The organism is Vibrio sp. A11 (assembly GCF_013048705.1).
Lineage (GTDB): Bacteria > Pseudomonadota > Gammaproteobacteria > Enterobacterales > Vibrionaceae > Vibrio > Vibrio metschnikovii.
The window spans coordinates 143,325-168,627 of record NZ_VHSI01000005.1 but is presented as its reverse complement, the minus strand read 5'-3'; the positions used below and the strand labels follow the sequence as shown (position 1 = coordinate 168,627).

Below are 25,303 nucleotides of genomic sequence, written 5' to 3'. Positions count from 1 at the left end.
ATAGCTACCCTCATCGGTTTATTCTCGATAAAAATACCCAAATTACCGATAGAGTTTCATCACCACGGCTTGGACTGAAAAAACTTGTTGTAAATATTCTAACCACTGCTCAGCAATATCGGCCAAACATTGATAGGCTTGTGTATTTGCCGATTGTTTCAACAGCGTAAGGTAACGGTAACTCCAAGGTAACAGATGATGAGACAGTAATAGTTGAACACTCTTTTGACTTGTATCATTACCAAGCAGTTGGCTGAGTAGCATTAACATAAGCCCAAAATGGTCTTCTGGTTCACGTAATCCTGTATCAATTTCAAGTCCATGTTGACGTAAGAAAGTACGTAGCGTTAACGTCGTTTCTCCAAAAATAACTTGTTCTTTATCTAAATAAACGGAACCCCACGGTGGCGCTAACATGGTTTCTCTACCTTCAAAAAGCTGTTGATAATCGTCTAGGATCGCTTCTGGTGTGTCTTTTTTCAGAGCAACCAGTAGATCAATAAAGGGATGAGAAGGCTGTTCGGACCACTGGGTCAACTGATGTAATATTTCTTGGTTCTTAGGATGCGATAATGGGTAATACAGCAAACTCCCTAAAACAGAGCTTAGCGTAATAATGTCATTCATATAAATAAACTCTCTTTATCTACCAAGAAGGAGGCTACCGCCCCCTTTTTACGTGTAAATTAACGTGAGGTTATAAACCGACGGTCATATGTAAACTGTAGAAAATACCACGACCCAAAAACTCTGCTAACAATACACACACTACACCCAGTGAAATAGGCAGTAGTGCCCGTTGGGAACGCTGCCAAGTAGGCCACCACCATAACACTAGCGCCACAACTAATAATAAGTATTGGATACTCTTGAGCATGCCGATATTAGGCAGCAGATCGACCGCTGACACAATAGAGGTTTGGATATGCGCCAGTTCCTGTAGTTGAGCAAAACTGGCAAGTACACTCACAACCACACCCAGTACGCCTAAAAGAGGCAGCTGTTTCTCAACGATAGTTGTGCGATATCCGGAGCCAGTTAGTAGTGTACAAGCAACGATGCTCCCCGAAATAACTGCCGTTAATACGAAACTTAATGGTGTATACAGCGTATGCCAAGTTGGAACGGTTTCAATCATATATAGCCGAGCCATAGCATACATAAAGATGATACCCATCACCATTGCGGTCACCATCAAGCCTCTACGTAATGCTGCTGAAGCTACCTTGAGAGCACTCAGCAACCACAGTAATCCCCCGAGTGCAAAAAAAAGGCTACCCGTTAAGATTTCATTAGATAACCAAGAATGTCCAACTCGATTAAAAGCATTAAAAGCACGTATTGGACTCCCTAGATGGAACGTCGACGCAGCAAAACCAATACCCATCAAAACCCAAACAAAAAATAAGCTTTTCATCATGGACATTTTTTGCTGTTCACTCGGACTGCCAAATAAAAACAATAAACAGACCAAGAAAAAAGCGCCTACTGCCGTTTGGGCGAAAACGGTAAAGATCACTAACGGAAATTCATGCCAAGCCATCTTACACCTCCTTCGGATTTGCTAAGAAACCCGTTTTATCGCCCGTAGGACGAGCATTTTTATTGAGTTTAATGACAATGTTGGGCTTCGTAATGAACGATGAAGGAAGAGGAGCAACATCCGCATTAGTGCCGTATTTGGCTCGTAATTCATCAATGGGACCAAACTCGAGTGCTCGCAATGGGCAAGAAGTCACACAAACAGGCTCCAAACCTTGCCCTACTCGCTCATAACATCCATCACACTTCGTCATGTGACCTTTTTCTTCGCTATACTGCGGTGCACCATAAGGACAAGACATCGCACACAACTTACAGCCGATACAAACCGCTTCATCAACAATCACAAAACCGTCTTCGCGTTTGTGCATAGCTCCAGATGGACAAACCTTCGCACATGCTGGCTCATCACAGTGATTACAAGCAATCGAAAGATAGTAAGAAAAGACATCTTGACGAAAGGTTTCCCCTTCAACGACCCAATTTCCACCTTCATAATCGTAGACACGACGAAAGTTAACGCCAACACCTAGATCTTTATTGTCTTTACAAGAGAGCTGGCACGTTTTACAGCCCGTACATTTACTGGAATCAATATAAAAACCATACTGTTTCATAAGTTAGTCCTTGGGTTATACGCGCTGAACTTGAACAAGGTTAGTGTGCTGAGGGTTGCCTTTCGCCAATGGGCTTGGCCGTTGAGTCGTCAACACATTAATTGAGCCTGCTTGATCGACTTTTCGACCATCGGGCGTATACCAAGCTCCCTCACCTAATGCAACCACGCCAGGAATAATTCGTGGTGTGACCTTAGCTGGAATACGTGTCTCTCCACGGTCATTAAAAATACGTACACGATCACCATTTTTAATTCCACGAGCCTTAGCATCAATCGGATTAATCCACATTTCTTGGCGAGCTGCTTCTTTTAAAATATCGATATTGCCATACGTAGAATGGACTCGAGCTTTAAAGTGGAAACCGGTTAATTGCAATGGATATAGTGAACGTTTTGGATCATCCCACCCTTCAAAGCTTGAAGTGTAAACGGGTAGAGGATGAATCACATCACCTTCAGGGAGCTCCCAAGTTTGCGCAATTTCCGCCAACCGCTCAGAATAGATCTCTATCTTACCCGAAGGTGTCGATAAAGGATTATTCTGTGGATCGTCACGGAATGCTTTATAAGCGACATAATGACCATTAGGATCTGTCCGTTTCACGATACCCTGTTGACGGACTGTTTCAAAATCAGGCAAGCTAGGATCAAGCTTTCGCGTTTCCGCATACAGATAACGTAGCCACCCTTCTTGATCTCGCCCTTCAGTAAAGGCTTCTGCCACACCAAGTCGTTTGGCAAGCTCTGAACACATTTCATAAATTCCACGAGCTTCAAATTGAGGCTTAATCGCTTGATCAGCATAAATGAAATACGGCATATTGGCTGCTTTACCATCCATACAAAAATCGGCTTGCTCTGAAGTGGTCAAATCTGGCAATACAATATCCGCGTATTTCGCAGAGGACGTCATGTGATTATCAATCACGACGATCATCTCGCAAGTAGTATCATCTTGCAGGATCTGGTGAGTAAGGTTGATATCAGAATGTTGGTTAATTAAGCAGTTGCCAGCGTAATTCCAAATAAATTTAATCGGCACATCCAATTTATCTTTACCACGAACACCGTCTTTTAATGCTGTCATTTCTGGGCCGCGCACAATAGCATCCGTCCATAGGAACATCGGAATGGAGGCTTTGACTGGGTTATCCAAAGTAGGAAAACGAACAAACGGAATGCTGTAATCCGACTCACGAGCGCCTGAACCGCCACCACTAATACCAACATTACCGGTTAAAATGGCCAGCATCGCCACAGCTCGAGATGCAATTTCTCCCGCAGCGGTACGTTGTAACCCCCAACCTTGGTGAATGGCACAAGGTTTGATTGAGCCAATTTCGCGGGCCGTTTTAATGATAATGTCAGCCGGAATTCCGGTAATGGCCGCCGCCCATTCCGGTGTTTTTGGGGTTTTATCGTCACCGAGTCCTAAAATATACGATTTATAATCACTGTTCGCCAGAGCGGATGCTGGTAATGTTTTTTCATCGTAACCCACGCAGTATTTATCTAAGAAAGGTTGATCGACCAAATTTTCTTTGATCATCACATACGCCATTGCCGAAATAAACGCGGTATCGGTACCCGGACGGATAGGAATCCACTCATCTTCTCGTCCACCCGCCGTATCAGTATAACGAGGGTCAATAATAATGGTACGCGCATTCGATTTTGCTTTGCTTTCTACATAATGATGAATTAACCCACCACCAGACATGCGCGTTTCTGCAGGATTATTACCAAATTGCACAATCAGTTTGGCGTTTTCCAAATCAGAGAACGAGTTACCATTGGCCCAACCACCATAAGTATAATTTAGTCCCTCAGCAATTTGTGCCGTAGAATAATCGCCATAATGATTTAAATAACCCCCTTTTAAGTTCATCAATCTAGCAATTAATGTTTTACCCGGTGGCCAAGAACGAGTGACTGTTCCACCTAATGTTCCTGTACCATAGTTAAGGTATACCGCTTCATTACCGTAATCATCAATGATACGTTGCAAATTATTCGCAATGTCGTCGTAAGCTTCTTCCCAACTGATACGCTTAAATTTGCCTTCCCCTCGTTTCCCAACTCGTTTTAATGGGTATTTGAGACGGTCTGGATTGTAAACTCGACGACGCATCGAACGACCACGTAAACAAGCACGAACTTGTACATCTTTTGCTGCATAGTTATCAGTGCCTGTATTATCAGCCTCTACCCATTTTATCTCGCCGTCCACTACGTGCATACGAAGCGGACATCGGCTACCACAGTTAACCGTGCAGGCACTCCAAACCACTTTTTCATCCGCTTTAGGTGTTATTTCTTTAGCTTGAGCAAGCGTCGATTTAAAAGGAAGAGGAAGAGAACTGGTAACGGCCGCAAGTCCTCCAAGCATCGAACTGGATTTAATAAATCCGCGCCGCGTGATATCGGGTGACAATAAGGTTTTAAATCGGTTTTTGATCATCATGAACATTACCCATACATGGCCATATATAGCACAAAAAAACTTGTCGAATTAGCCTATCCTTAAACTTTTCAAATAATAATCAATTGTACTCAAACGTTTATTAAATGGGATAACCCAACACCAAAGTACAAATGAGAACTATTTTCTTTTTGATGCTTATTCTAATATAACCCCAAAATCAATCGTAAACCTTATTGAATGAGGATTATCCAGGAAATACCTTTTCAACAAAAATATAAATCGATTCATTATAATAGTTTGATAAATTATTGGTGTTGATTTAAATCATTTATTGCTAAACCAATAAATACATAAAAATAGATTCAAAAAATACATTAGAAAGAATCATTTATAACATGAATGATTTTGAGTTATTGAAAATCATTCTTAATACTTGATATGATCTTTCTACAGATTAATATGACCTTACTAATCATAACGCCACCTTAACATTAGGTGGCGTTGTGATATTTAATAAAATTTTCAAGTGTTATAAAAAGGCTTTATAAGGTAATTCCGGCTCATCAACGAAAATATCTCTAAAGCCCCTGAAATGTTGATAGTGCATACGCCCTTTATCGGTTGGATAAGTATATTTGCCACCTACTTGCCAAAAGAAAGGTGCAAAACCGTATTGCAGACGATCTTTTTTCATTTGCCACAATACTTCAATTTCACGCGGGTCATTTTGGAAGTTAGCCCAAATATCGTGATGGAATGGGATCACCACTTCACAATTTAATGACTCTCCAGCACGTAAAATGTCAGAAGATGTCATTTTATCGGTCACACCACGTGGGTTTTCACCGTATGAGAGTAGCGCCACATCAATCTTGTAGTCGTTACCATGTTTTGCATAATAGTTTGAATAATGCGAATCACCCGAGTGGTAGATAGAACCACCGGAGGTTTCAATCAAATAGTTGACCGCGCGATCATCCATACCATCAAGAATCGTTTTATCATAAGATGAAACACCTTTAGGCAGCGTGATCAACGCAGTGCGATCAAACGAGTCCAGTACTCGAACATTAATATCACCGACTTCAATGCAATCACCCACTTTCGCTACAATGCAACGCTCACTCGGTACTCCCCAGCCTTGCCACAGGTCAACACAAGCTTGTGGCCCAATAAATTTCACATGCTCACCACAGTTTTGCAGCACAGCCGCTGCGACATTAATATCGATATGGTCAGCGTGATCATGCGTCGCCAACACCGCATCAATCTCTTTGATGCCAAACGGGTCCAACACAAAAGGCGAAGTTCTTAAGTTGGGTTGCAGTTCACGCACGCCCCCCATTCGCATCATTTGGTGTTGTTGGTTCATAAGCGGATTTTTTTGAGTTTTCTTACCCGTTCCACACCAAAAATCGATCGAAATATTGGTATTCCCAGCACTTTTTAGCCAAATACCGGTACAACCGAGCCACCACATAGCAAAGGTGTTAGCTTCCACTTCGGTCTTTTCTATCTCTTCATTCAGCCAAGTTCCCCACTCAGGAAAGGTACTTAGAACCCATGAATCGCGTGTGATTTTATCAATTTTACTCATAGCAACACCTTTTATTTCACGATCAGTTAGACAAATTTTGGATGTAGGGAGCCAAGCGTCTTCATCTAAGGTGAAGACACTGAGCCTATGTTTATTATTAGAATCTGTAGAGAGAAGTGCTTTCTATACCAGAATCACTTCTGTTCCTTGCTGTTGTAGTGCTTGGATAACTTGCGGATCGGCCGTCTTACCAGTGATAACAATGTCAATTTTATCAGCCGGACAAAATAACATGCCGGTACGCTGCCCCACTTTAGAGCTGTCCACCACCACCACTAACTTGCCAATTTGTTCCAGCATCTGTTGCTCGGCAACGGCGGTGAGCATATCGGTTTTGTAGAGGCCATTTTCCGTCAGCCCTTTGCCACTGGTGAACATCCAATGTCCAGCGTAGCCGCCTAACGAGTCTGGGGCGGGGTTAAGGAAAATGTTTTGTGCTTTGTTGTACTGCCCACCAATGATGATCACATCGTCGTGATCTTCATTAATCAAATAACTGGCCAGTGGAAAATAGTTAGTCACAATTTGAACATCTTGGCCGCACAGCTCTTTACCGAGCAAGAAGGCGGTCGAACCGCAGTTAATCACCACACTGTCACCGGGTTTGCAGAGCTTAGCCGCAGCCATGGCAATGTGTGATTTTTCATGAAAATGATCCGTACTGTCGATATTTAACGGCGTCCACGCTCGCTTTCTAATCTCTAGGCGTTCAGCACCATTGCGAACTTTCTTCAGCTTACCTAGATCATCTAACTTAGAAATATCGCGCCGAGCCGTAGCCGGAGAGACGTTAAATTTTTCAATGATGTGCGCAACGTTGATGGTGCGCATATTGTCTAGCAAAGACAGTATCTCGTTATGTCTTTGTACTTCATTCATGGTTATCACCTTATCTTTTCATCAAGTGATTACTTGGTGATTGTTTATGATTTTTTTTGATTCTATTTCTCATCCATCACAATGTCAAATATTCGAAGAACAAAACTTCCTTCTCGATCACAATAAAATACAAGCGATTGATTTAATTGATATTATTGTAAAAACCGTGACTTAAGTATCAAATAACAGCTCCACTTGGTTCAGAAATTGATAAAAATCAAAATAATCACAAATGAGCATTGAATGATTACTTTTGATTGGTAAAGTCTGTTTCGTGAGCAAAACAAGATGGAAATCAGCATCACCTTGCTGATCCACTCTGACCTACACCCAGCTTCGAGTAAGACGGGAAGACACATAACGATAAATAGAGAATTAAGGGGTAAAGATATGCAGTTCATCTACGATATCTTCTACATTTTTTATAGCCAAGTTATGACTAAAGCACCTTTGCTGCTGGGCTTAGTCACCCTTATCGGGTATTGGTTATTAAGAAGAGACGCCACCACCATCATCAAAGGGTCGATCAAAACCATCGTCGGCTTTATGTTGGTACAAGTGGGTGCAGGGACCTTAGTGGCAGGCTTTAAGCCTGTGATTGAGAAATTATCGGAATATCATGGTTTAACTGGCTCGGTTATCGATCCCTACACCTCGATGATGGCCACCATGGAAATCATGGGGGATGATTATTCTTGGGTCGGCTATACCGTGCTACTGGCACTGGCGATTAATATTTTGCTGGTTTTACTGCGCCGCTACACGGGCATTCGCACCATCATGCTAACGGGGCATATTATGTTCCAACAGGCAGGATTGATTGCCGTGTTCTACCTTGTACTCGGTGCGAGCATGTGGGAAACCATCCTTTATTCAGCTGTTTTGATGGCGCTTTACTGGTCGATCTCCTCCAACATTATGTTCAAACCCACTGAAGAAGTTACAGGCGGTGCCGGTTTCTCCATCGGCCACCAACAGCAAGTCGCATCTTGGATAGCGGTTAAGGTTGCCCCCAAGTTAGGCGACAAAAAAGACAGTGTCGATCACCTTAAACTGCCTAAATGGTTGCACATTTTCCACGACAGTATTGCCGCCACCGCGATTGTGATGACACTATTTTTCGGCATTATTTTGCTCTCCTTTGGTTTAGACAACCTGCAAGCGATGGCGGGAAAAACCCATTGGTCTATCTACATTCTGGAAACTGGCCTTAAATTTGCGGTAGCGATTCAAGTCATTGTTGCAGGGGTGCGCATGTTCGTTGCCGAACTGTCTGAAGCCTTTAAAGGCATCTCAGAGCGCGTCATCCCTAACGCGGTTTTAGCCATTGACTGTGCTGCTATCTACGCATTTTCGCCTAATGCCATGGTGTTTGGTTTCATGTGGGGTGCAATTGGTCAATTTACCGCAGTGCTGGCCATGCTCGCGTTTGATGCGCCGATCATGATCATTCCCGGCTTTATTCCAATGTTCTTCTCCAACGCGACCATTGGTGTTTTTGCTAACCACTTTGGCGGCTGGCGTGCGGTAATGAAAATCTGTTTTGTGATGGGCATCATCGAAGTCGTTGGTTCCGCATGGGCCATTCACATCTTCAACCAATACGGCACTGAATTCAGTGGCTGGATGGGCATGGCCGACTGGGCGCTAGTCTTCCCACCGATCATGCAAGGCTTATCCGTCTCAAAACTGTTCTTCTTTGTGCTGATTGCATTGGCTGGTGTGTACATGTTCTTCGCCTCTAAAAAACTGCGTGAAGAGGAAGATGCGCAGGGTCTGGTGAACATCAGTGACGAGCCAGACGTCATCGCCGCCGTCGAACAAGCACTGAAAGTCAGTGATGGCGTGCGCCCGGTCAGCATTTTAGCCGTGTGTGGCAATGGACAAGGCTCCTCAATGATGATGAAGATGAAAATCGGTAAGTATCTAGAGAAGAAAGGCATTCCACATGTGATGGATTCCTGCGCAGTGTCTGATTATAAATCTAAGCTCGCCACCACCGACATCATCGTCTCATCAAAACATCTCTCTGGTGAGATGGAGCCCGGAGAAGGCAAATTTGTGCTCGGGGTACAAAACATGCTGAATCCGAACTCTTTTGGTGATGAGTTGCTCGACATCATCGATAAAAACTTTGTCACTTTGAAATAGCTATTGACGACAAAACGATAAGTACAAAAACGATAGGTGCCAGACACTCTGGCACCCACTCTGGAGATAGAACCATGGGACTGAAACAATCACTGATCGACAATGATTCCATTCAATTAAATGCCCAGGCGAGCACTTGGCAAGAGGCGATAAAAATCGGTACGGATAGGCTGATCAAATCAGGAGCCATCCACCCCTGTTATCACGATGCTATCATCAGCAGCGTTGAACAATTAGGCCCGTACATCGTCATCGCGCCTAATCTTGCCCTGCCTCATGCTCGACCTGAAAATGGCGTGATCAGAACCGCCTTTGCTTTAGTGACGCTACAAACACCTGTCTATTTTGACGGCGAAGATGAACCAGTCGATGTGCTGATCACCTTGGCTGGTAGCTCGTCTGATCAGCATATGGAAGGATTAATGGAAGTAACCCAAGTGCTGGATGATGAAGAGAGCGAGACTGGCGTTGATCTCGATAAACTGCGCCGTTGTCGTACCGCGCAGGATGTTTACCAAGTGATTGATCAAGCGTTAGCGGCGCAATTGGTCGAGTGAGGATGTCATGTATAGCGAACTAAAACAGCGAGTATTTGCGGCAAACCTTAAGCTTCCCCAATACGGTTTAGTCACTTTCACTTGGGGTAATGTGTCAGAAATAGACCGCGAGAAGGGCGTCATCGCCATCAAACCTTCTGGCGTGGAATACGATGTAATGAAAGTCGATGACATGGTGATCGTTGACCTTAATGGCGCGATTGTGGAAGGCACACTCAATCCATCCAGTGATACCGCCACTCACCTCGAACTCTATAAAGCTTATCCAGAGATTGGCGGCGTGGTACACACCCATTCGCGCAGTGCCACTATTTGGGCGCAAGCGGGCATTGACATTCCTGCTTTAGGGACCACTCACGCCGATTATTTTTACGGTGACATCCCCTGCACACGCAAACTTTCTTGCGATGAAATCGCTGGCCAATATGAGAAAAATACCGGCCTTGTGATCATCGAAGAGTTCACACATCGTCGCATTGACCCGATGGCGGTGCCAAGCGTGATTGTCGCCGGGCATGCTCCTTTCTCTTGGGGCAAAGATGCTAACGATGCCGTTCATAACGCCGTCGTCTTGGAGGAGATTTCCGCCATGGCGCTGGCGACTCGTTCACTCAACAGTGGCATCAAGATTCAACCGGAATTATCCGATAAACACTATCAACGTAAGCATGGTGATAACGCTTACTACGGTCAAAGGTAGCGGCTATGTATAAAGTTCTCGCGCTCGACCTTGATGGCACGGTGTTGACTGATGAACACACCATTCATCCGCAGCTAAAACGGGCGATTCAACAGGCGCAGCAACACTGCCACGTGGTGATTGTGACTGGCCGTCACCACACGGCAGCGAAACCCTATTATCAAGAATTGGGGCTCACAACCCCCATCATCTGCTGTAACGGCACCTATGTGTATGACTACCAAAATGAAAAAGTGCTCAAGCACAATGCGATTGCCAAGCACGATGCATTGACCTTTCTTGCACTGGCTAAAGAGTTTCAAATGAAACTGGTGATGTATGTGACCGACGCGATGACCTATTCCAAGCATAGCCCAATCGCCTACATGCAAGCGTTAGAAAAGTGGGCCAGCCAGTACCCACCGGCAGCACAACCTAAAATCGAAAAAATTGACTCGTTTCGTCACCGCGTCGAGCAAGAAACGTTTATTTGGAAATTTGTGGTTGAAGGGCTACCGAGTTCCGTTGAACGCCTTGCTCAACAAGCTTGGGTACTAGAGACATTCAATGGCGAGCGTTCATGGTCGAATCGCGTCGACTTTACCGCCAAAGGCAACAGTAAAGGTCAGCGCTTGGCTGAATATGTGCAATCGCTCGGCTACCACGCCAATCACGTGCTGGCCGTCGGTGATAACCATAATGATATTTCAATGCTCGACTACGCAGGGCTCGGGGTGGCAATGCTCAATGCCGACGATACGGTGAAGTCCCACGCCAATCTGATTTGTACAACCGATAACAATCACGACGGGCTCGCCCGTTTGATCCGTGACAAAATTCAAGGATAACTCTCATGACTAAACCAATGATCCAAATCGCACTCGACCAAACTGACCTTATTTCTGCCATCGAAGTGGCAAAAAACGTAGCAAGTTTTGTGGATGTCATCGAAGTGGGCACCATCCTCGCCTTTGCTGAAGGCATGAAGGCCGTCAAAACGTTACGCCATAATCACCCTGACCATATTCTAGTGTGCGATATGAAAACCACCGATGGCGGCGCTATTTTGGCGCGGATGGCATTTGAAGCTGGCGCGGATTGGATCACCGTTTCTGCCGCAGCACATATCGCTACCATCAGTGCGTGTAAGAAAGTCGCCGATGAACTGGATGGCGAAATCCAAATCGAAATTTACGGTAACTGGACCTTTGCTGATGCACAAGCATGGATTGACCTTGGCATCACCCAAGCCATTTATCACCGTTCAAGAGATGCCGAACTGGCCGGTATTGGTTGGACAAGCGAAGATGTTGAGAAGATGCGAACCCTATCCGACATGGGGCTTGAGCTTTCCATCACAGGTGGCATCGTGCCAGAAGATCTCTATTTATTTGAAGGTATTAAGGCCAAAACCTTCATTGCAGGGCGTGCATTGGTCGGTGAAAAAGGTCGCGTCACTGCCGAAGCACTGCGCCGTCAAATCGATCGTTTTTGGTGCTAGGAGGCCGTATGTATCAGCATTTACCACGCCAACGTATCGGGTTGTATGAAAAAGCGCTCCCCAATCATTTCAGTTGGGAAGAAAAGCTCGCCACAACGAAAGAGCTGGGGTTTGATTTTTTAGAGATATCCGTCGATGAGTCGGATCAACGTCGTCAACGCTTAGACTGGGATGATGCAACCATCTATCAGCTACGAAGATGGTGTGAGCAATACCAAATCCCGCTGCAATCGATGTGCTTAAGTGCGCACCGTAAGTTTCCTTTTGGCTCGTCAGACCCCGCCATTAGAGAGCAAGCTATTTTGCACATGGAGAAAGCGATTACCTTAGCTTACAAACTGGGTATTCGTACCATTCAACTCGCAGGCTATGATGTCTATTACGAACCCGCTAATGAAGAAACTCATCAACGCTTCATTGAAGGCATGCAGCTTGCCGCCAAACTGGCCGAGCGTGCTGGCGTGATGCTGGCGGTGGAGATCATGGATACCCGCTATCTTAATTCACTGAGCAAGTTCGAAATTCTAAAACGGGAAGTACCCTCCCCCTATTTTATGGCGTATCCAGATGTAGGCAACATTTCCGGTTGGAACTATGATGTGTGTACTGAATTGGCACTTGGTATGCCACACATCACGCAGATTCATCTTAAAGATACCTATTGTGTCACCTCAAACTACGCTGGGCAGTTTCGAGATTTAGTGATTGGACAAGGAGAGGTTAATTTCGACGCCATTTTCCAAACCTTGAAAAAGACACACTGCGTTGTGCCGATGGTGATTGAGATGTGGGCACAAAATGAATATTGGCAGCGCGACATTCGTACCGCTCAACAGCGATTAAACCAAGCGTGTGACGCCGCAGATTTACCTCGTTTATTTAACCTATAGCTCGTTTATTCAATCGATAAATCGTGCTCCGATGCATCTTTTATGCATTATTTATCCTGAACTTGGATATGGCCGCGCCCGCTCCCCCGTCAGCGCGGTCTCTTTTCTTGGCAAATATTGACATCGCCAACACAATCGCGCAGAGTTGCCTCTTGATAACGCCCCGATGCATAACACTCTGAGAACCAATGAAATTACTTCACTTACAACTCTTCTGGTATGAAAAGCATCACACCCTTTTAGAAATGGAAGCGCTCCCCACACTGACGCCAACCCAAGAACAAGCGCTGATAGAGTGGGTCAAATGTCGACGCAAAATATTAAGCTTTGAGGCCCACCAGCATACTTGGGTAAAAGTGAATGTAGACGGTTTTTCTTCTGCCTTGCATTTAAAGCCGAATGGCACGTTGGTCGAGCGAGATCTGTTTGCTGAAAAAACACTGCAAGGATTATGGAAAGTCATCGACGGTTTGTTATTTATCAAAGTGATCAGCGGTGAATTTATTGTCGAATATCAGATTGTTGGCAATAACGAACACAGCATTCACTGCGGTATTGAGTACATCAACGGCCGAGTCAGTACCTACAGTAAATTTATTCAAACAACATAATTCAAATACGAGCCAAGGTTTATTCTCACAACAATCCCAGAAGATCAAAACTTTCTATGCCGAACGTCGAGTACGAACAAAAGGAACCCCTTTATCATCGACCAGTACATCTGCATCCACCTGATACAGTTGATATATCAATTCGGAAGTCAAGAGATCTTGCGGTTTCCCTTGGGCTAACAACTGCCCTTGTTTCATCACCAAAAGATTATCTGCATATTGCGCGGCAAGATTAAGATCATGCAACACCATAATCGTAGTGTATTGATGCTGACGAGTTTGCTCAACCAAATGCTCAAGCAACACATGTTGATGGTGTAAATCGAGCGCACTGACAGGTTCATCCAGCATTAAGATGGAAGGATTACGCATCAATGCTTGAGCAAACAAGATCATCTGGCACTGCCCTCCACTTAAGGTTCTGACATCTCGATGCGCCAAATGACGTAAACCTAAACGAGAGAGGATCGACAAGCCATCATTCAACATCCTATCATCAATGCGCATACTCAAGGCATCCAAACGCCCAAGCAATATCACTTCAATCACCGACAAGTTGACATCAAGATGAATATCTTGTGGCATGTAACCAAACTGTTGACGCCATTGCGCAAGATGGTGCTTATTGAGTATCTGTTGATGAAAACGGATCTCACCTTCTTGCCATCGTATATCACCAAACAAGGTTTTGAGTAAGGTACTTTTTCCTGTACCGTTAGGACCAAGAATTGCCGTTACTTGACCCGGTTGCAATGAAAAACTGACCCCATCCGCCAAGACTAAATCACCAAATCGAACATGAAGATTGTTAACCTGTAACATATTAACGCGCCTTGCCAATAATGAGCCAAAAGAAAAAGGGCACTCCAACAATGGCAGTAACAATACCAATTGGGAAAAGTGCTCCTGGAACAATTACTTTCGATAATACAGAGGCGGTAGAGAGTAAAAATGCGCCAATTAAAAAGGATAAGGGAAGAAAGAAACGTTGATCCTCACCGACCAAAATCTTAGCGATATTGGGAGCGACAATACCAATAAACCCAATAATACCGACGAAACTGGTCACCGTTGCCGTCATCAGTGCAACGAGAAATAATGTTTTTAACCTGAGCCTAACAATATTCACCCCGAGGCTTTTTGCCCGCTCTTCCCCTAAACGCAGTGCAGTTAACTTCCAAGCATCTTTTAGTAACAGTACAACACTCAAACTGACCACGACAGCGGTGATCATCAAGTTATTCCACGTTGCTTTCGATAAGCTGCCAAACAACCAAAACAAAATTTGCTGGCTTAGCTCCGGTGAAGAGATGAACTGCACTAATGAAAGTAAAGATTGAAATAAAAACAGCAAAGCTATGCCTGCTAAAATCAATTGCCCAGACCCAATATGACGTACAGAAGCAAGAGCAAAGAGAAAACAAGCAGAAAGCATACAACACACAAAAGCACCCAAGGGAACCGCAAAATGGCTCTCTATGCCTAGCGAACCAACATAAAGCACTAAAGCGGCACCAAATCCAGCCGCGGCAGCCATTCCCAACGTATAAGGACTCGCCATTGAATTATTCAACAACGTTTGCATTTCTGCACCGCCGACCCCAAGCGATCCACCTACGAAGATAGCCATTAATGCAATAGGCAATCGTAAATTTTTTACAATCACTTGTGTCGAAGCATCAACCTGAAAAGGAAGCCCGATCCATTCCAATAATGCATGCAGTACCGAGGTCACATCGATCATCGAGGGACCGGTCATAATATCTAGAATAAAGGAAGCAATCAGCAATAAGCCGAAGCCAAATAACATCCAACTACGGCGACGTTCACTTTCTCGCTGTGTCATAACAGCATCTTGTAATGTATCAGAGATCATTTTTTATTAATCCAGTTTTTCGTAGCCAAAACAACTCGTTGAGAAGAAATTCAATGGCAACCTGACAACACCCTCGAGCACTTTTAGTTTTGCAGTGATCAAACCTGATGCTGAGATAATGGTAAAAGAGGTGAGCAAAGTCTTTCTTTTCATTCTTATTTTCTCGAACACGCCTGTATATGCGTGACTCGTACCAGCATTGAATCAGCGCGCATTATGCGGCCTTGGCCGCTAATACTACCATTCAATAAATAATAATTACCACATATTGAGTATCTAAATAATAACTATTTGCATAATTATTTAGTTTATTCTTATAATCATGTCAATGGTACGGCGCATTCAAACGCCAAATATGCATTTAATAGCAAATAAAGAGTTCATCGTATGTACAAAAAATTCCTGATCATGGCTGCAATGGCTTTTAGCACCACAGCTCTCTCAGCAGTGACTACCGTTACTGATGTATTAGAAAGGCAAGTTACCTTTAACGCTCCCGCTCAACGCGTTATTGTTGGGTTTTACCCTGAAGACTATATGGCTATTGGTACAGAAGCGGCCTATGACAACGTCGTTGGTATGTCAAAATACATCTGGCAAGCTCGACCAGCCAACTGGGAGATGTATGTTAACCATCGTCCCTCACTGGATGATATCCCTGAAATTGGCCGAGTAGATACCAATTCATTTTCGATAGAAAAAGTGATCAGCCTAAACCCTGACCTTATCCTATTAGCCGATTGGCAATATAAAGCCTTGAGCACAGAAGTCTCTCGCCTTGAAGCAATGGGGATTCCTATTGTGGTTGTCGATTATAATGCTCAAACGGTAGAACGGCATGTAAAAAGCACCCAACTGATTGGCACCATCACGGGGCAAGAAAAACGGGCTGAAGCCATTGCGAATGAATATCAGGAAAGTGTCGAGAAGATAACTCAACGACTGGCTGCGGCAAATAAACCTCAACCAAAAATCTATACCGAATATGGTGCAAGCGGTGTAAATGAAGTGGGCTACACCTTTGGTAAAAATATGTGGGGAGCTATCTCAACCATGGCGGGTGGCGATAATATTTCAGCCCCTTATGTCGAATGGTGGGGAAAACTTAACCCTGAACAAATTATTGCCAGCAACCCCGATGTGATTGTTATTACAGGGTATGAATCCGGCACCGCCAGCAATGCAATGCTCATAGGGCAAGACGTCGCCGAAGAAACGGCAAAACAACGGCTAGCGGGCTTTAAACAGCGGCTGGGTTGGTCTTCCATTAATGCAGTAAAAAATAACCGGATGTATGCCGCCTATCATGGCGCATGTCGAACCATTATGGATGGCGCAATGATTCAGTTTTATGCCAAGGCGCTCTACCCTGATGTCTTTACTGATCTCAACCCCGAGCAAGCCTATCTGGATTTCTATCAAAAATATTTGCCAGTTACCCCTAAAGGCACCTTTGTTGCTCAGCTCCCTTAATCCTTTGCCATTGAGCTCAACGCTCTCGTTGGGCTCGATGCTTATCGATTCATCATTCTCATTTTCCTGTAAACTTTTTCATTATTCACAACCTATTAATTGCTTCACTTTTCATCTTCGCTAACGAACTAAACACAAACCTCATCATATGTAGATTCCCGCGCTATGATAAAAATGCTAAAATACTCAACATAAGAGCTGCTGTAATTATGGTTAGTTTGGTATGGCGATCCAATCAAACTCATCGATTGTTTTGATGCCCACCTGATACCTCACCAGCTAAAACCAAAAAACGAAAGGCTACAAACTCAAATGGTTAACAATAAAATTCAATGGTTTCCGGGCCACATGCACAAGGCTCGTAAAGAGATTGAAGAAGCAATTCCGCAAATTGATGTAATTATCGAGGTGCTCGATGCGCGTATTCCTTACAGTAGTGAAAACCCACTGATTTCTCAGCTCCGCGGCGATAAACCTTGTATTAAAGTACTCAATAAGCGTGATTTAGCCGATCCTGAAATGACCGAGTTGTGGATTGCTCATTTAGAGCAAGAGCAAGGGGTGAAAGCAATGGCCATCACCACCGCTAATCCTCAAGAAGTCCATCGGATTTTAGAATTGTGCCGTAAGATGGTCCCTCATCGTGAAGAGGTGGGCAAAAATGTTCGCACTATGATCATGGGTATCCCCAACGTTGGTAAATCGACCATCATTAATACCTTAGCTGGTCGAGCGATAGCCCAAACCGGTAACCAGCCGGCGGTGACACGTCGTCAACAACGGATCAATTTACAAAATGGTGTCGTGCTGTCTGATACGCCTGGTATTTTGTGGCCTAAAGTTGAAAACCCTCACAGTGGATTTCGTCTTGCTGCGACTGGCGCGATTAAAGATACCGCGATGGAATATGAGGATGTGGCTTTTTATACTGTCGAGTATCTTGCCAAACATTATGCCGATAATCTTATTGCACGCTATCACGTTGATGGCACACCTGAATCGGATGTGGAATGGATGGAAGCCATTGGCCAAAAGCGTGGTGCTCTTCGCGCTGGTGGGCGAGTAGATTTGCATAAAGCATCGGAAATTCTCTTGCATGAACTTCGCCAAGGGGTACTGGGTAAAATTACGTTAGAACGCCCAGACATGATCCCTAATGAGTTAATCGAAGTCGAACAAGAAGAAATCCGTAAAACGGAAGAAAAAGCGAAAATTAAAGAAGAACGCCGTAAACGTTATCTACGTAATAAGCGCTAACAACTACACTTCAGAACTTCTTGCATTAAAAAGTCACAACGTCACTTAAAGTTGTGACTTTTTTGTTCTTGCCTCTTATACATCAACACTTCGACTCTCAACATCCTGTGTACACAATACATAAACGTACATTCCAAGACACACCACTGAGTGACAAATCCACTCATGATTAGTAGGCTATCGAATATCTGAGATGAACACCTCTCTTTGATAAACAACCGCCCAATAATTATCTGCGGAACCTAATCACCAATTCATCATCATACATTCATGCTCTTATATCATTCACGGAACCTAACATGAACAAACGCTGGATTGCAGTCGCCATTGTATTAATGGCTGGCGGTTACTGGGGTAGCGCTCATTTATCAAAACCCAAAGCATCACTACCGACCTTAACGGCACAATTAGGCCAAATTGAAAAACAAGCCATCGCTGTGGGACAAATCGTTCCGGCTCACTCAGTATCAATTAAATCGCAAATTGAAGGTATTGTTGGTGAGATATTCCACCATGTTGGTGCGCATGTGAATGCGGGAACACCATTAATTAAAATCACCCCTAACCCAACTCCGCAGGCACTGACCGAAGCAACCACGATGTTAATGCAAAGTGAAGCCAGTTTAGAGTCAGCAAAACAAAACGTTACCAATTTAGAACGTCTGGTTAAACAGAATATTATTCCTAAAAACTACGGCGACTACATTCAAGCTCAAGCCGATTTGAAATCAAAATTGGCCGATGTGGTACAAAAACGCCAAAACTTAGAATTAATCCGTAGCGGCGAGGCCTCAATTGGTGATGCTAAATTAACCTCAACCCTTACCGCTCCGATCGATGGCACTATTTTAAATTTAAAAGTAGAGGTGGGTGAGCCGATCATCTCTACGGCCTCTAGCCAAGCCGCGACCGAACTGATGTCGATTGCAGATATGAAGAATATGATTTTTAAAGGCAGCGTCAGTGAACACGATGCGGCACAACTCGCGGTTGGCATGCCTGTCACTGTGATACTCGCCCCCTTTCCAACCCTAAATATCGAGGGCGTGTTAAGCAAAGTCGCTGTGCAATCTGAAAAACTCAATAACACCAGTTCGAGCAATAACACGGGGTTTGATAATGGCTTTGAAGTCGAAATTAGCCAGCTCAACTTTCCAGAGGATATCACCCTTCGCTCCGGCTTTTCAGCCACCGCTCATATCATCTTAGAAAAAGTAGAGAATGTGGTGACGGTACCGGAGCGCGCATTACGCTTTCAAGGTAACCAAGCCGAAGTGTTAATTGCTGATGATTCAGAACATGGATTCACTGCACAGCCGGTAACATTAGGGTTATCCGATGGCATCAATGTGCAAATTATCTCTGGGCTTGAAAACCAACAAACGATTGTTGATAACAGTATGCTGGGTCATTCTTATGCCAACTAATGCCTTGATCAATTTTACCCGTTATGGATTATTAGCGCTTGCGATCAGTCAGCCCGCTTTTGCTATTACGTTAGAACAAGCTTGGCAAGCGGCAAAAACCGCTGATCCAACCTACATGCAGGCGCAAATCCAATCACAAATTAGTCAAACTGACGTTGCCACTGCCACTAGCGTATTACGCCCATCGCTGAATATCACGGCGCAAACCAGTTGGAACCAAGATGGTGACAACCAAAGGGGTTATGGCGCCACATTGAGTCAAACCCTTTGGGATAGCTCTGCTTGGTCTGCGCTTGATCAGTCTCAAGCTCACTATGTTGCTGCGCAACTGCGGGCAAAAGCGGAATACAATAACCTGGCCGCACGTTTACTAACCGCTTATCTTGAATTGGCCAGCGCCCAAGGTGATCTCACTCTTGCTCAAGAGAAATGGCGAGAAGGCGCACAGTTACTACATGTAACCGAGCAACGCTATCTGGCCGGTAAAATTCGCGCCACAGAGTTAGAAGATATGCGCGCTAACCATGTTGATGAGCAAGCAGCTTTACTCGCCGCACAATCGGATCTTGCTAGCAAACAATATGCGTTAACAGCACTCATTAATCAGCCAGTTGATAAAATCCATGAAATCAATACGCAGGTATCAGAGCAGCCCACTTTACCTTTTGCGACTGAACAACAATGGATTAAGCTTGCCAAAGACAACAGTCCGACCTTGTTAGCCAGCATACAAGAGTTAACTGCGGCTCAATTTGCACATGACGCCGCTAAAGCCAAATATTACCCGACGCTATCAGGTAGCGTGTCCTATCAAAGTACTGATCAAGGTCGTGATGGTGATTTGAATGCAGGGCTGACGCTCAGCGTGCCTATCGATTTAAATGGAGCGACACGTTCTAGTGTGGATCGCGCTCAACTCACTATCTTAAACAACAAGCAAGCAGTGAGAAAAGTCGAGATTGACATTCAACAAGAAATTCAAACTCGCTTTCATCAACTGCAATTGGAATGGCAACGGATTGAAATTGCCCAGCAACAAGTGCTGGCGCGACAAACCGCGCTGGAAAGTAAACAAGCGGTCTATAACGCTGGCATGACAGAAGCCTCTGAGGTGATCACCGCTCATAATGCGCTGTTTAATAGCAAACATACCTTACAAACCCGTCTGTACGACTACTGGTATCATCGTATTGCTTTACTAAAAACAGTGGGCAAATTGGATGATGAGAATATCGCGTTAATCGCACGAGTGCTGCAGTAATGAACACTCTATTTCTGCAAGTTACCCAAACCTTATTGGCTCACCGCTTACGCAGCACATTAGCCATTATTGCCATTGTCTGGGGAATGCTGTCGGTACTGGTTTTGGTCGCTTTAGGTGAAGGTTTTTATCGAGTGAATACTCAATCCTTTGCGTTACTGATGAGTGATACTCAGATGGCTTTTCCCGGTCAAACCGCTAAGCCATGGCAAGGGCTTCCAGCCAAACGACCGATCCGGATCTCTAAGGAGCAAATGCATGCCTTAGCCAAACAACCAGCGATAGAACAACTTTCGGTGATGTACGGAAAATGGGATGCTACGGTTACCAACGCTCAAGGACGCTCACTACCAGGTTATGTCGCTGGAGTTGATCAGCATTATTTTGCTTTACAAAGCCTAACCTTACGTCCAGCTTCACGTGCGATAACCCCTAATGATGTATTCAATCATGCGAGAGTAGCGATCATCGGTTGGCAATTAGCCCAAGTCGGTCAATTGGCGCTAGGCGATAGCGTTAAGGTGAATGGCATACCCTTTTTTATTATTGGTATCACTGAGCAAAAAGAAGGTGGAGTGTCGTTAAATAATGAGAGCAATCAACTAATGATTCCCAGCACCACCTTTACTGATTTATGGCAAAGTAACCCCTATTCTTTGTTAGTAAAACCCAAAGCGGATATTCCCGGCGTAGCTTTACGTCATGCCATACAAACGTTTTTTGCCAAGCAACAGCATTATGACCCAACCGACAGCGAAGCGGTTTATTTGCCAGACTTCAGCAGTGGTGCTCAGTTTATTAATGCCCTGTTTCGCGGTATTCAGCTGTTTTTAGGTGCCAGCGGGATGATGACCCTCGCTGTCGGCGCTTTGGGGGTTGCCAATATTATGTTTTTGTCGGTAACCGAGCGAACGCGAGAGATTGGCGTGCGACTGGCCGTTGGCGCGACACCAAAAATTATCCTCTGGCAATTTATACTCGAAGGCACGTTATTGGTTACCCTCGGCTGCGCGATAGGTGTTGGGCTCTCGTATTTGGCCATTGCCACGCTGAATCAGCTTGGTTTACCTGACTGGTTGGGTACGCCGATCATCACCAGTGCTTCGATCGTTGGATCGCTCCTTATCACCGCCTGTCTAGCGTTATGTGCCGCTTATTTTCCAGCTCGCCGTGCTGCACATTTAACGCCAGTTTTAGCTTTAAGTGCGAGAGGATAGCATGCTGCCAATCAGACAAATTATTCAGGAAATGCTGGCAGAAAAACAGCGTCTTTTATTAACCGTTCTTGCTGTTGCTTGGGGTACGCTGTGCATCAGTATGATGTTAGCGAGCGGTGAAGGCTTAAGACAAGGCTTAAGCCGTGCTTCGCAAAGCGGCAATGGTCAACTGATTTATATCACACCAGGCTACGCCAGTATCAACAGTGGTCGTTTCTTTACTGGGCAAGCTTTATCCTTACAAGCGCAAGATGTCGATGTGGTTCGTGCATTACCGAGCGTGCAACAGGCTGAGATTAGCGCCGTGTGGGATAAAACCGTCCGTTATCAGGAAAATAGCAGTTGGCAAACCCCGTATGCGGTTAGTCCTGATTATGCTCAACTGACAGGAATAGAAATGATACCCGGGGGACGCTGGTTTAATCAATTAGATAATCAGCAACAACGTAAAGTCATCGTGCTGGGTTATACCACTGCAAGCCAGCTATTCAATCAAGAGAGCGACGAGGATTTTTTGCAGTCGCCCGTGTTAACCATTAATCCAGTCGGCAAAATCGTTAAAGTCGGTGATGAAGATTTTACCGTGATTGGTGTAATAAAATCCAACGCTTCACTGATAGAACAAGGCCTACCAATTGATTATGCATTGTTTGTCCCTTTGAGCACTTGGCAACGTTTTCATCCCAACCAACCGATTGCCGCAATTAACGTCAAGCCCATTGCGCAAGCGGATCGTGAACAGTTAGCTCAAGTGATCAAACAAGTGTTAGCCAGAAAATATTCTGCCGATCCGAGTGATGAGCAGTTAATTCAAAGCCAAGATATGCTACTCAGACAAAAAAGTATGCAACGCTTTTTACTCGGTCTGCAAAGTTTTTTAGGTGTGATTGGTCTTGTTACTCTGAGTGTCGCGGGCATTGGCATCGCCAATGTGATGTATGCGACCGTCAAACGCGCTACACGAGATATTGGCGTGAAAATGGCGGTTGGCGCCACCAGCGCCAACATTCGTCTTCATTACTTAGTTCAATCCATACTAACCATGGGGATGGGCGGTATCGTCGGACTGAGTTTCACCTACGGCCTTATACGCTTAGTCCAACACCTGCCACTACAAGGTAACTTTCTTTATGAACAGTTGGGAAAACCCCAGCCAGAGCTGTCGTGGCCCATTCTATTTTTGGTGATGACGGCATTAGTCATCATCGGCGTCGTTGCGGCTTGGTTTCCCGCTAATCGCGCAGCAAACATCACTCCATTAGAGGCATTACAAAGTGAATGATCAATCTCCTCTCGTGCAACTCGCCAATATCTGTAAACATTACCGAAGTGGTGAAGAACAAGTCAAAGCGCTGGATAATGTCTCACTGAATATCGATAAAGGCGAATACCTTGCTATTCTTGGTCCATCAGGTTCAGGAAAATCAACCCTGATGAATGTTCTCGGCTGTTTAGATACACCAACCAGCGGTGACTATATACTGGAAGATAAACGGGTATCATCGTTAACCAATCACCAGTTAGCCAAGATAAGAAATCAAAAAATTGGTTTTGTTTTTCAAAGTTTTAATTTACTTGATTATGCGAATGCGATTGATAATGTCGCCCTGCCACTGGTGTATAGCGGCACAACGCTAAAAGAGAGGCGTCAGCGTGCCGAGCATTTATTAGACAGCGTTGGCCTCGGCGATCGTCGTTATCATAAGCCGAATCAACTCTCTGGTGGTCAAAAGCAGCGAGTGGCCATTGCCCGTGCGTTGGTCAATGATCCGCAAATCATTTTGGCCGATGAACCCACGGGGGCACTGGATTCCAAATCGGGTGCTGAGATCGAAACGCTATTCAATCAGCTTCATCAAGCAGGTCGAACATTAATTATTGTCACTCATGATGTGGCACTGGCGCAGCGCACTCGGCGGATCATTACTATTAAGGATGGTAAAGTGTTATCGGATAAGCCTGTTCATCAAAGCGAATGACGCTGAAACTCACTACTCTAGAGAGAAGATAAGAAGGCTGAGAAACGGCCTTCTTATCTTTCTGAATCAATCATCATTTGATGTTGGCTAAGGTCAATAAAATTGACTCCAACTGATCCCATGGCATCAATTGTGAATCAATGACTTCTAAACGAGATTCAAAGCCTTGTAGGGTTAACTCGTTAACCGATAACACCCCGTTATTGGCATTAAAGGCATAACAGCCTTTGGTCGTGTTCAAAACCCCTTTGACCCGTTCAGCGGTTAAGGCGCTAAGCATCGAAAACAGCTCATCAAAATCAAACTGATATTCTGCACCAAATAACCAGCCACAACTGTAGTAGCCTTGACCACGATTTTCTTTACGTAGAAATGCTTGTCCCGGGGCTAAAGCAAACTGTGGCTCTAATTGGGCATGATGATGGTGATGAGCTTCGATATGGCTTGATGCACTTTCCGCACTACGCTCCATATCAAGCATCGAGAGCGATAAATTGCCCTGACTGACTAACTGATAAGCCGCTTTCGCTGGTTGCTGTCTGGCGAACCAAGTCTGGAACATCTCAACATCTGTTGGCGTTGCTTGGTCAACTTTATTGGCAACAATCACATCAGCACTGGCTAATTGATCATTAAAGTTTTGATTCATCAAATATTTATCATTACTTAAATGACGAGGGTCAACCAGTGCAATGGTCGCTTTGAGGTCAACATAAGGCTGATATTGGGCAGAGGTTAAAGTGGCGATAACTTGCTTGGGGTGCCCTAAGCCTGTCGGTTCGATCAATAAACGATCGGGCTTCTGCCTTAACAGGGTGTTAATCCCCACAGACATCGGTACACCCGCCGTACAGCACATACACCCACCCGGGACTTCTTTAATTAATGCCCCTTGTTCGGACATTATCGCGCCATCAATACCTATCTCACCAAACTCATTAACCAGCACCGCCCACTTTTCATCCGCCGGTTTATGCTTCAATAAGTTTAAAATCGTGGTCGTTTTACCCACGCCAAGAAAGCCAGTAATAATATTGGTCGGTACTTTTTTTGTCATCGTGGTACTCCTTTTCGCGGAGTATATACAAAAAACAAAGAGGTGTAGACTGAAACGAGCTGAGGAGAAGCGCCTAAACAGCAAAAGGCGCACTGTATGAGCGCGCCTTAATCCTCGGAACTCAATCGTGAGTTGTGCGAATCAGGAAGGCTATAGTTGCAACCTGATCATAATCGAGGCTATTTGAATTGTAGGTTTAATCCATCCAAATTGTAGGTAAGGCTTGCGTTTCCTCCTGTTGAAATACTCTGTTTGCCTTACGCCTTAAATATCGCTCATTTTCAGAAAAACACCATTTTTTTATC

Annotated in this window: 23 protein-coding genes; 14 read left to right on the top strand and 9 right to left on the bottom strand. The window is 44.6% G+C overall.

The window, feature by feature from the left end:
- Window positions 1-42: 42 nt before the first annotated feature.
- The 6 genes from dmsD to ulaR form a co-directional block, all read right to left on the bottom strand.
- Window positions 43-627, bottom strand: coding sequence for a Tat proofreading chaperone DmsD (gene dmsD / locus FKQ60_RS07485; protein WP_170906256.1), 585 nt, complete (start codon window positions 625-627; stop codon window positions 43-45).
- 70 nt (window positions 628-697) lie between these two features.
- Entirely contained in the window at window positions 698-1,543 is an 846-nt protein-coding gene (locus tag FKQ60_RS07480; protein WP_170906255.1) for a DmsC/YnfH family molybdoenzyme membrane anchor subunit, read from the bottom strand.
- A gap of 1 nt (window position 1,544) precedes the next feature.
- Complete coding sequence (locus FKQ60_RS07475) at window positions 1,545-2,159, bottom strand: DMSO/selenate family reductase complex B subunit (RefSeq protein ID WP_004396412.1); 615 nt, start codon at window positions 2,157-2,159, stop codon at window positions 1,545-1,547.
- Window positions 2,160-2,174: 15 nt separating this feature from the next.
- Complete coding sequence (locus tag FKQ60_RS07470; RefSeq protein WP_217520973.1) at window positions 2,175-4,619, bottom strand: DmsA/YnfE/YnfF family dimethyl sulfoxide reductase; 2,445 nt, start codon at window positions 4,617-4,619, stop codon at window positions 2,175-2,177.
- Between the two features lie 496 nt (window positions 4,620-5,115).
- Window positions 5,116-6,183, bottom strand: coding sequence for an L-ascorbate 6-phosphate lactonase (ulaG, locus tag FKQ60_RS07465; RefSeq protein ID WP_170906254.1), 1,068 nt, complete (start codon window positions 6,181-6,183; stop codon window positions 5,116-5,118).
- Between the two features lie 123 nt (window positions 6,184-6,306).
- Entirely contained in the window at window positions 6,307-7,062 is a 756-nt protein-coding gene (gene ulaR, locus FKQ60_RS07460; RefSeq protein WP_170906253.1) for an HTH-type transcriptional regulator UlaR, read from the bottom strand.
- A gap of 390 nt (window positions 7,063-7,452) precedes the next feature.
- On the opposite strand from ulaR, the gene FKQ60_RS07455 reads away from it, so the two are divergent.
- The 7 genes from FKQ60_RS07455 to FKQ60_RS07425 all read left to right on the top strand — a co-directional run bounded on the left by FKQ60_RS07455 (window position 7,453) and on the right by FKQ60_RS07425 (window position 13,451).
- On the top strand, window positions 7,453-9,213 hold the full coding sequence (locus tag FKQ60_RS07455; protein WP_170906252.1) for a PTS ascorbate-specific subunit IIBC: 1,761 nt from the start codon (window positions 7,453-7,455) through the stop codon (window positions 9,211-9,213).
- A 74-nt stretch (window positions 9,214-9,287) separates the two neighbouring features.
- On the top strand, window positions 9,288-9,770 hold the full coding sequence (locus tag FKQ60_RS07450; protein ID WP_010316860.1) for a PTS sugar transporter subunit IIA: 483 nt from the start codon (window positions 9,288-9,290) through the stop codon (window positions 9,768-9,770).
- A gap of 7 nt (window positions 9,771-9,777) precedes the next feature.
- Window positions 9,778-10,470, top strand: coding sequence for an L-ribulose-5-phosphate 4-epimerase (locus FKQ60_RS07445; protein WP_088733125.1), 693 nt, complete (start codon window positions 9,778-9,780; stop codon window positions 10,468-10,470).
- Window positions 10,471-10,475: 5 nt separating this feature from the next.
- Window positions 10,476-11,297, top strand: a complete 822-nt coding sequence (locus FKQ60_RS07440; RefSeq protein WP_170906251.1) for a Cof-type HAD-IIB family hydrolase — start codon at window positions 10,476-10,478, stop codon at window positions 11,295-11,297.
- 5 nt (window positions 11,298-11,302) lie between these two features.
- Entirely contained in the window at window positions 11,303-11,950 is a 648-nt protein-coding gene (locus FKQ60_RS07435; protein ID WP_170906250.1) for a 3-keto-L-gulonate-6-phosphate decarboxylase UlaD, read from the top strand.
- A gap of 8 nt (window positions 11,951-11,958) precedes the next feature.
- Entirely contained in the window at window positions 11,959-12,840 is an 882-nt protein-coding gene (locus FKQ60_RS07430; protein ID WP_170906249.1) for an L-ribulose-5-phosphate 3-epimerase, read from the top strand.
- A 188-nt stretch (window positions 12,841-13,028) separates the two neighbouring features.
- Window positions 13,029-13,451, top strand: coding sequence for a hypothetical protein (locus tag FKQ60_RS07425; protein ID WP_170906248.1), 423 nt, complete (start codon window positions 13,029-13,031; stop codon window positions 13,449-13,451).
- Between the two features lie 54 nt (window positions 13,452-13,505).
- Here the strand turns inward: FKQ60_RS07425 and FKQ60_RS07420 are convergent, their stop codons facing one another.
- On the bottom strand, window positions 13,506-14,273 hold the full coding sequence (locus tag FKQ60_RS07420; protein WP_004396438.1) for an ABC transporter ATP-binding protein: 768 nt from the start codon (window positions 14,271-14,273) through the stop codon (window positions 13,506-13,508).
- Between the two features lies 1 nt (window position 14,274).
- The gene (locus FKQ60_RS07415; RefSeq protein WP_154171100.1) at window positions 14,275-15,327 is read right to left on the bottom strand and encodes an iron ABC transporter permease; all 1,053 of its coding nucleotides are present in this window, start codon (window positions 15,325-15,327) and stop codon (window positions 14,275-14,277) included.
- 387 nt (window positions 15,328-15,714) lie between these two features.
- On the opposite strand from FKQ60_RS07415, the gene FKQ60_RS07410 reads away from it, so the two are divergent.
- The 7 genes from FKQ60_RS07410 (at window position 15,715) to FKQ60_RS07380 (ending at window position 23,941) form a co-directional block, all read left to right on the top strand.
- The gene (locus FKQ60_RS07410) at window positions 15,715-16,800 is read left to right on the top strand and encodes an ABC transporter substrate-binding protein (protein WP_158145054.1); all 1,086 of its coding nucleotides are present in this window, start codon (window positions 15,715-15,717) and stop codon (window positions 16,798-16,800) included.
- Between the two features lie 312 nt (window positions 16,801-17,112).
- Entirely contained in the window at window positions 17,113-18,057 is a 945-nt protein-coding gene (gene ylqF / locus FKQ60_RS07405) for a ribosome biogenesis GTPase YlqF (RefSeq protein WP_158137307.1), read from the top strand.
- Window positions 18,058-18,356: 299 nt separating this feature from the next.
- Window positions 18,357-19,484, top strand: a complete 1,128-nt coding sequence (locus tag FKQ60_RS07400) for an efflux RND transporter periplasmic adaptor subunit (RefSeq protein WP_004396452.1) — start codon at window positions 18,357-18,359, stop codon at window positions 19,482-19,484.
- Entirely contained in the window at window positions 19,474-20,745 is a 1,272-nt protein-coding gene (locus FKQ60_RS07395; protein WP_170905269.1) for a TolC family protein, read from the top strand. Before FKQ60_RS07400 ends, FKQ60_RS07395 begins: the two co-directional genes overlap by 11 nt.
- The gene (locus tag FKQ60_RS07390; protein WP_170905268.1) at window positions 20,745-21,962 is read left to right on the top strand and encodes an ABC transporter permease; all 1,218 of its coding nucleotides are present in this window, start codon (window positions 20,745-20,747) and stop codon (window positions 21,960-21,962) included. The genes FKQ60_RS07395 and FKQ60_RS07390 overlap by 1 nt, the downstream gene beginning before the upstream one ends.
- 1 nt (window position 21,963) lies before the next feature.
- On the top strand, window positions 21,964-23,244 hold the full coding sequence (locus FKQ60_RS07385; RefSeq protein WP_170905267.1) for an ABC transporter permease: 1,281 nt from the start codon (window positions 21,964-21,966) through the stop codon (window positions 23,242-23,244).
- Entirely contained in the window at window positions 23,237-23,941 is a 705-nt protein-coding gene (locus FKQ60_RS07380) for an ABC transporter ATP-binding protein (protein ID WP_004396460.1), read from the top strand. The genes FKQ60_RS07385 and FKQ60_RS07380 overlap by 8 nt, the downstream gene beginning before the upstream one ends.
- A 73-nt stretch (window positions 23,942-24,014) precedes the next feature.
- Here the strand turns inward: FKQ60_RS07380 and FKQ60_RS07375 are convergent, their stop codons facing one another.
- Window positions 24,015-24,998 carry a GTP-binding protein gene (locus FKQ60_RS07375; protein ID WP_158137302.1) on the bottom strand — a complete coding sequence of 328 codons (984 nt, stop codon included), beginning with the start codon at window positions 24,996-24,998 and terminating at the stop codon, window positions 24,015-24,017.
- Window positions 24,999-25,303: the final 305 nt, after the last annotated feature.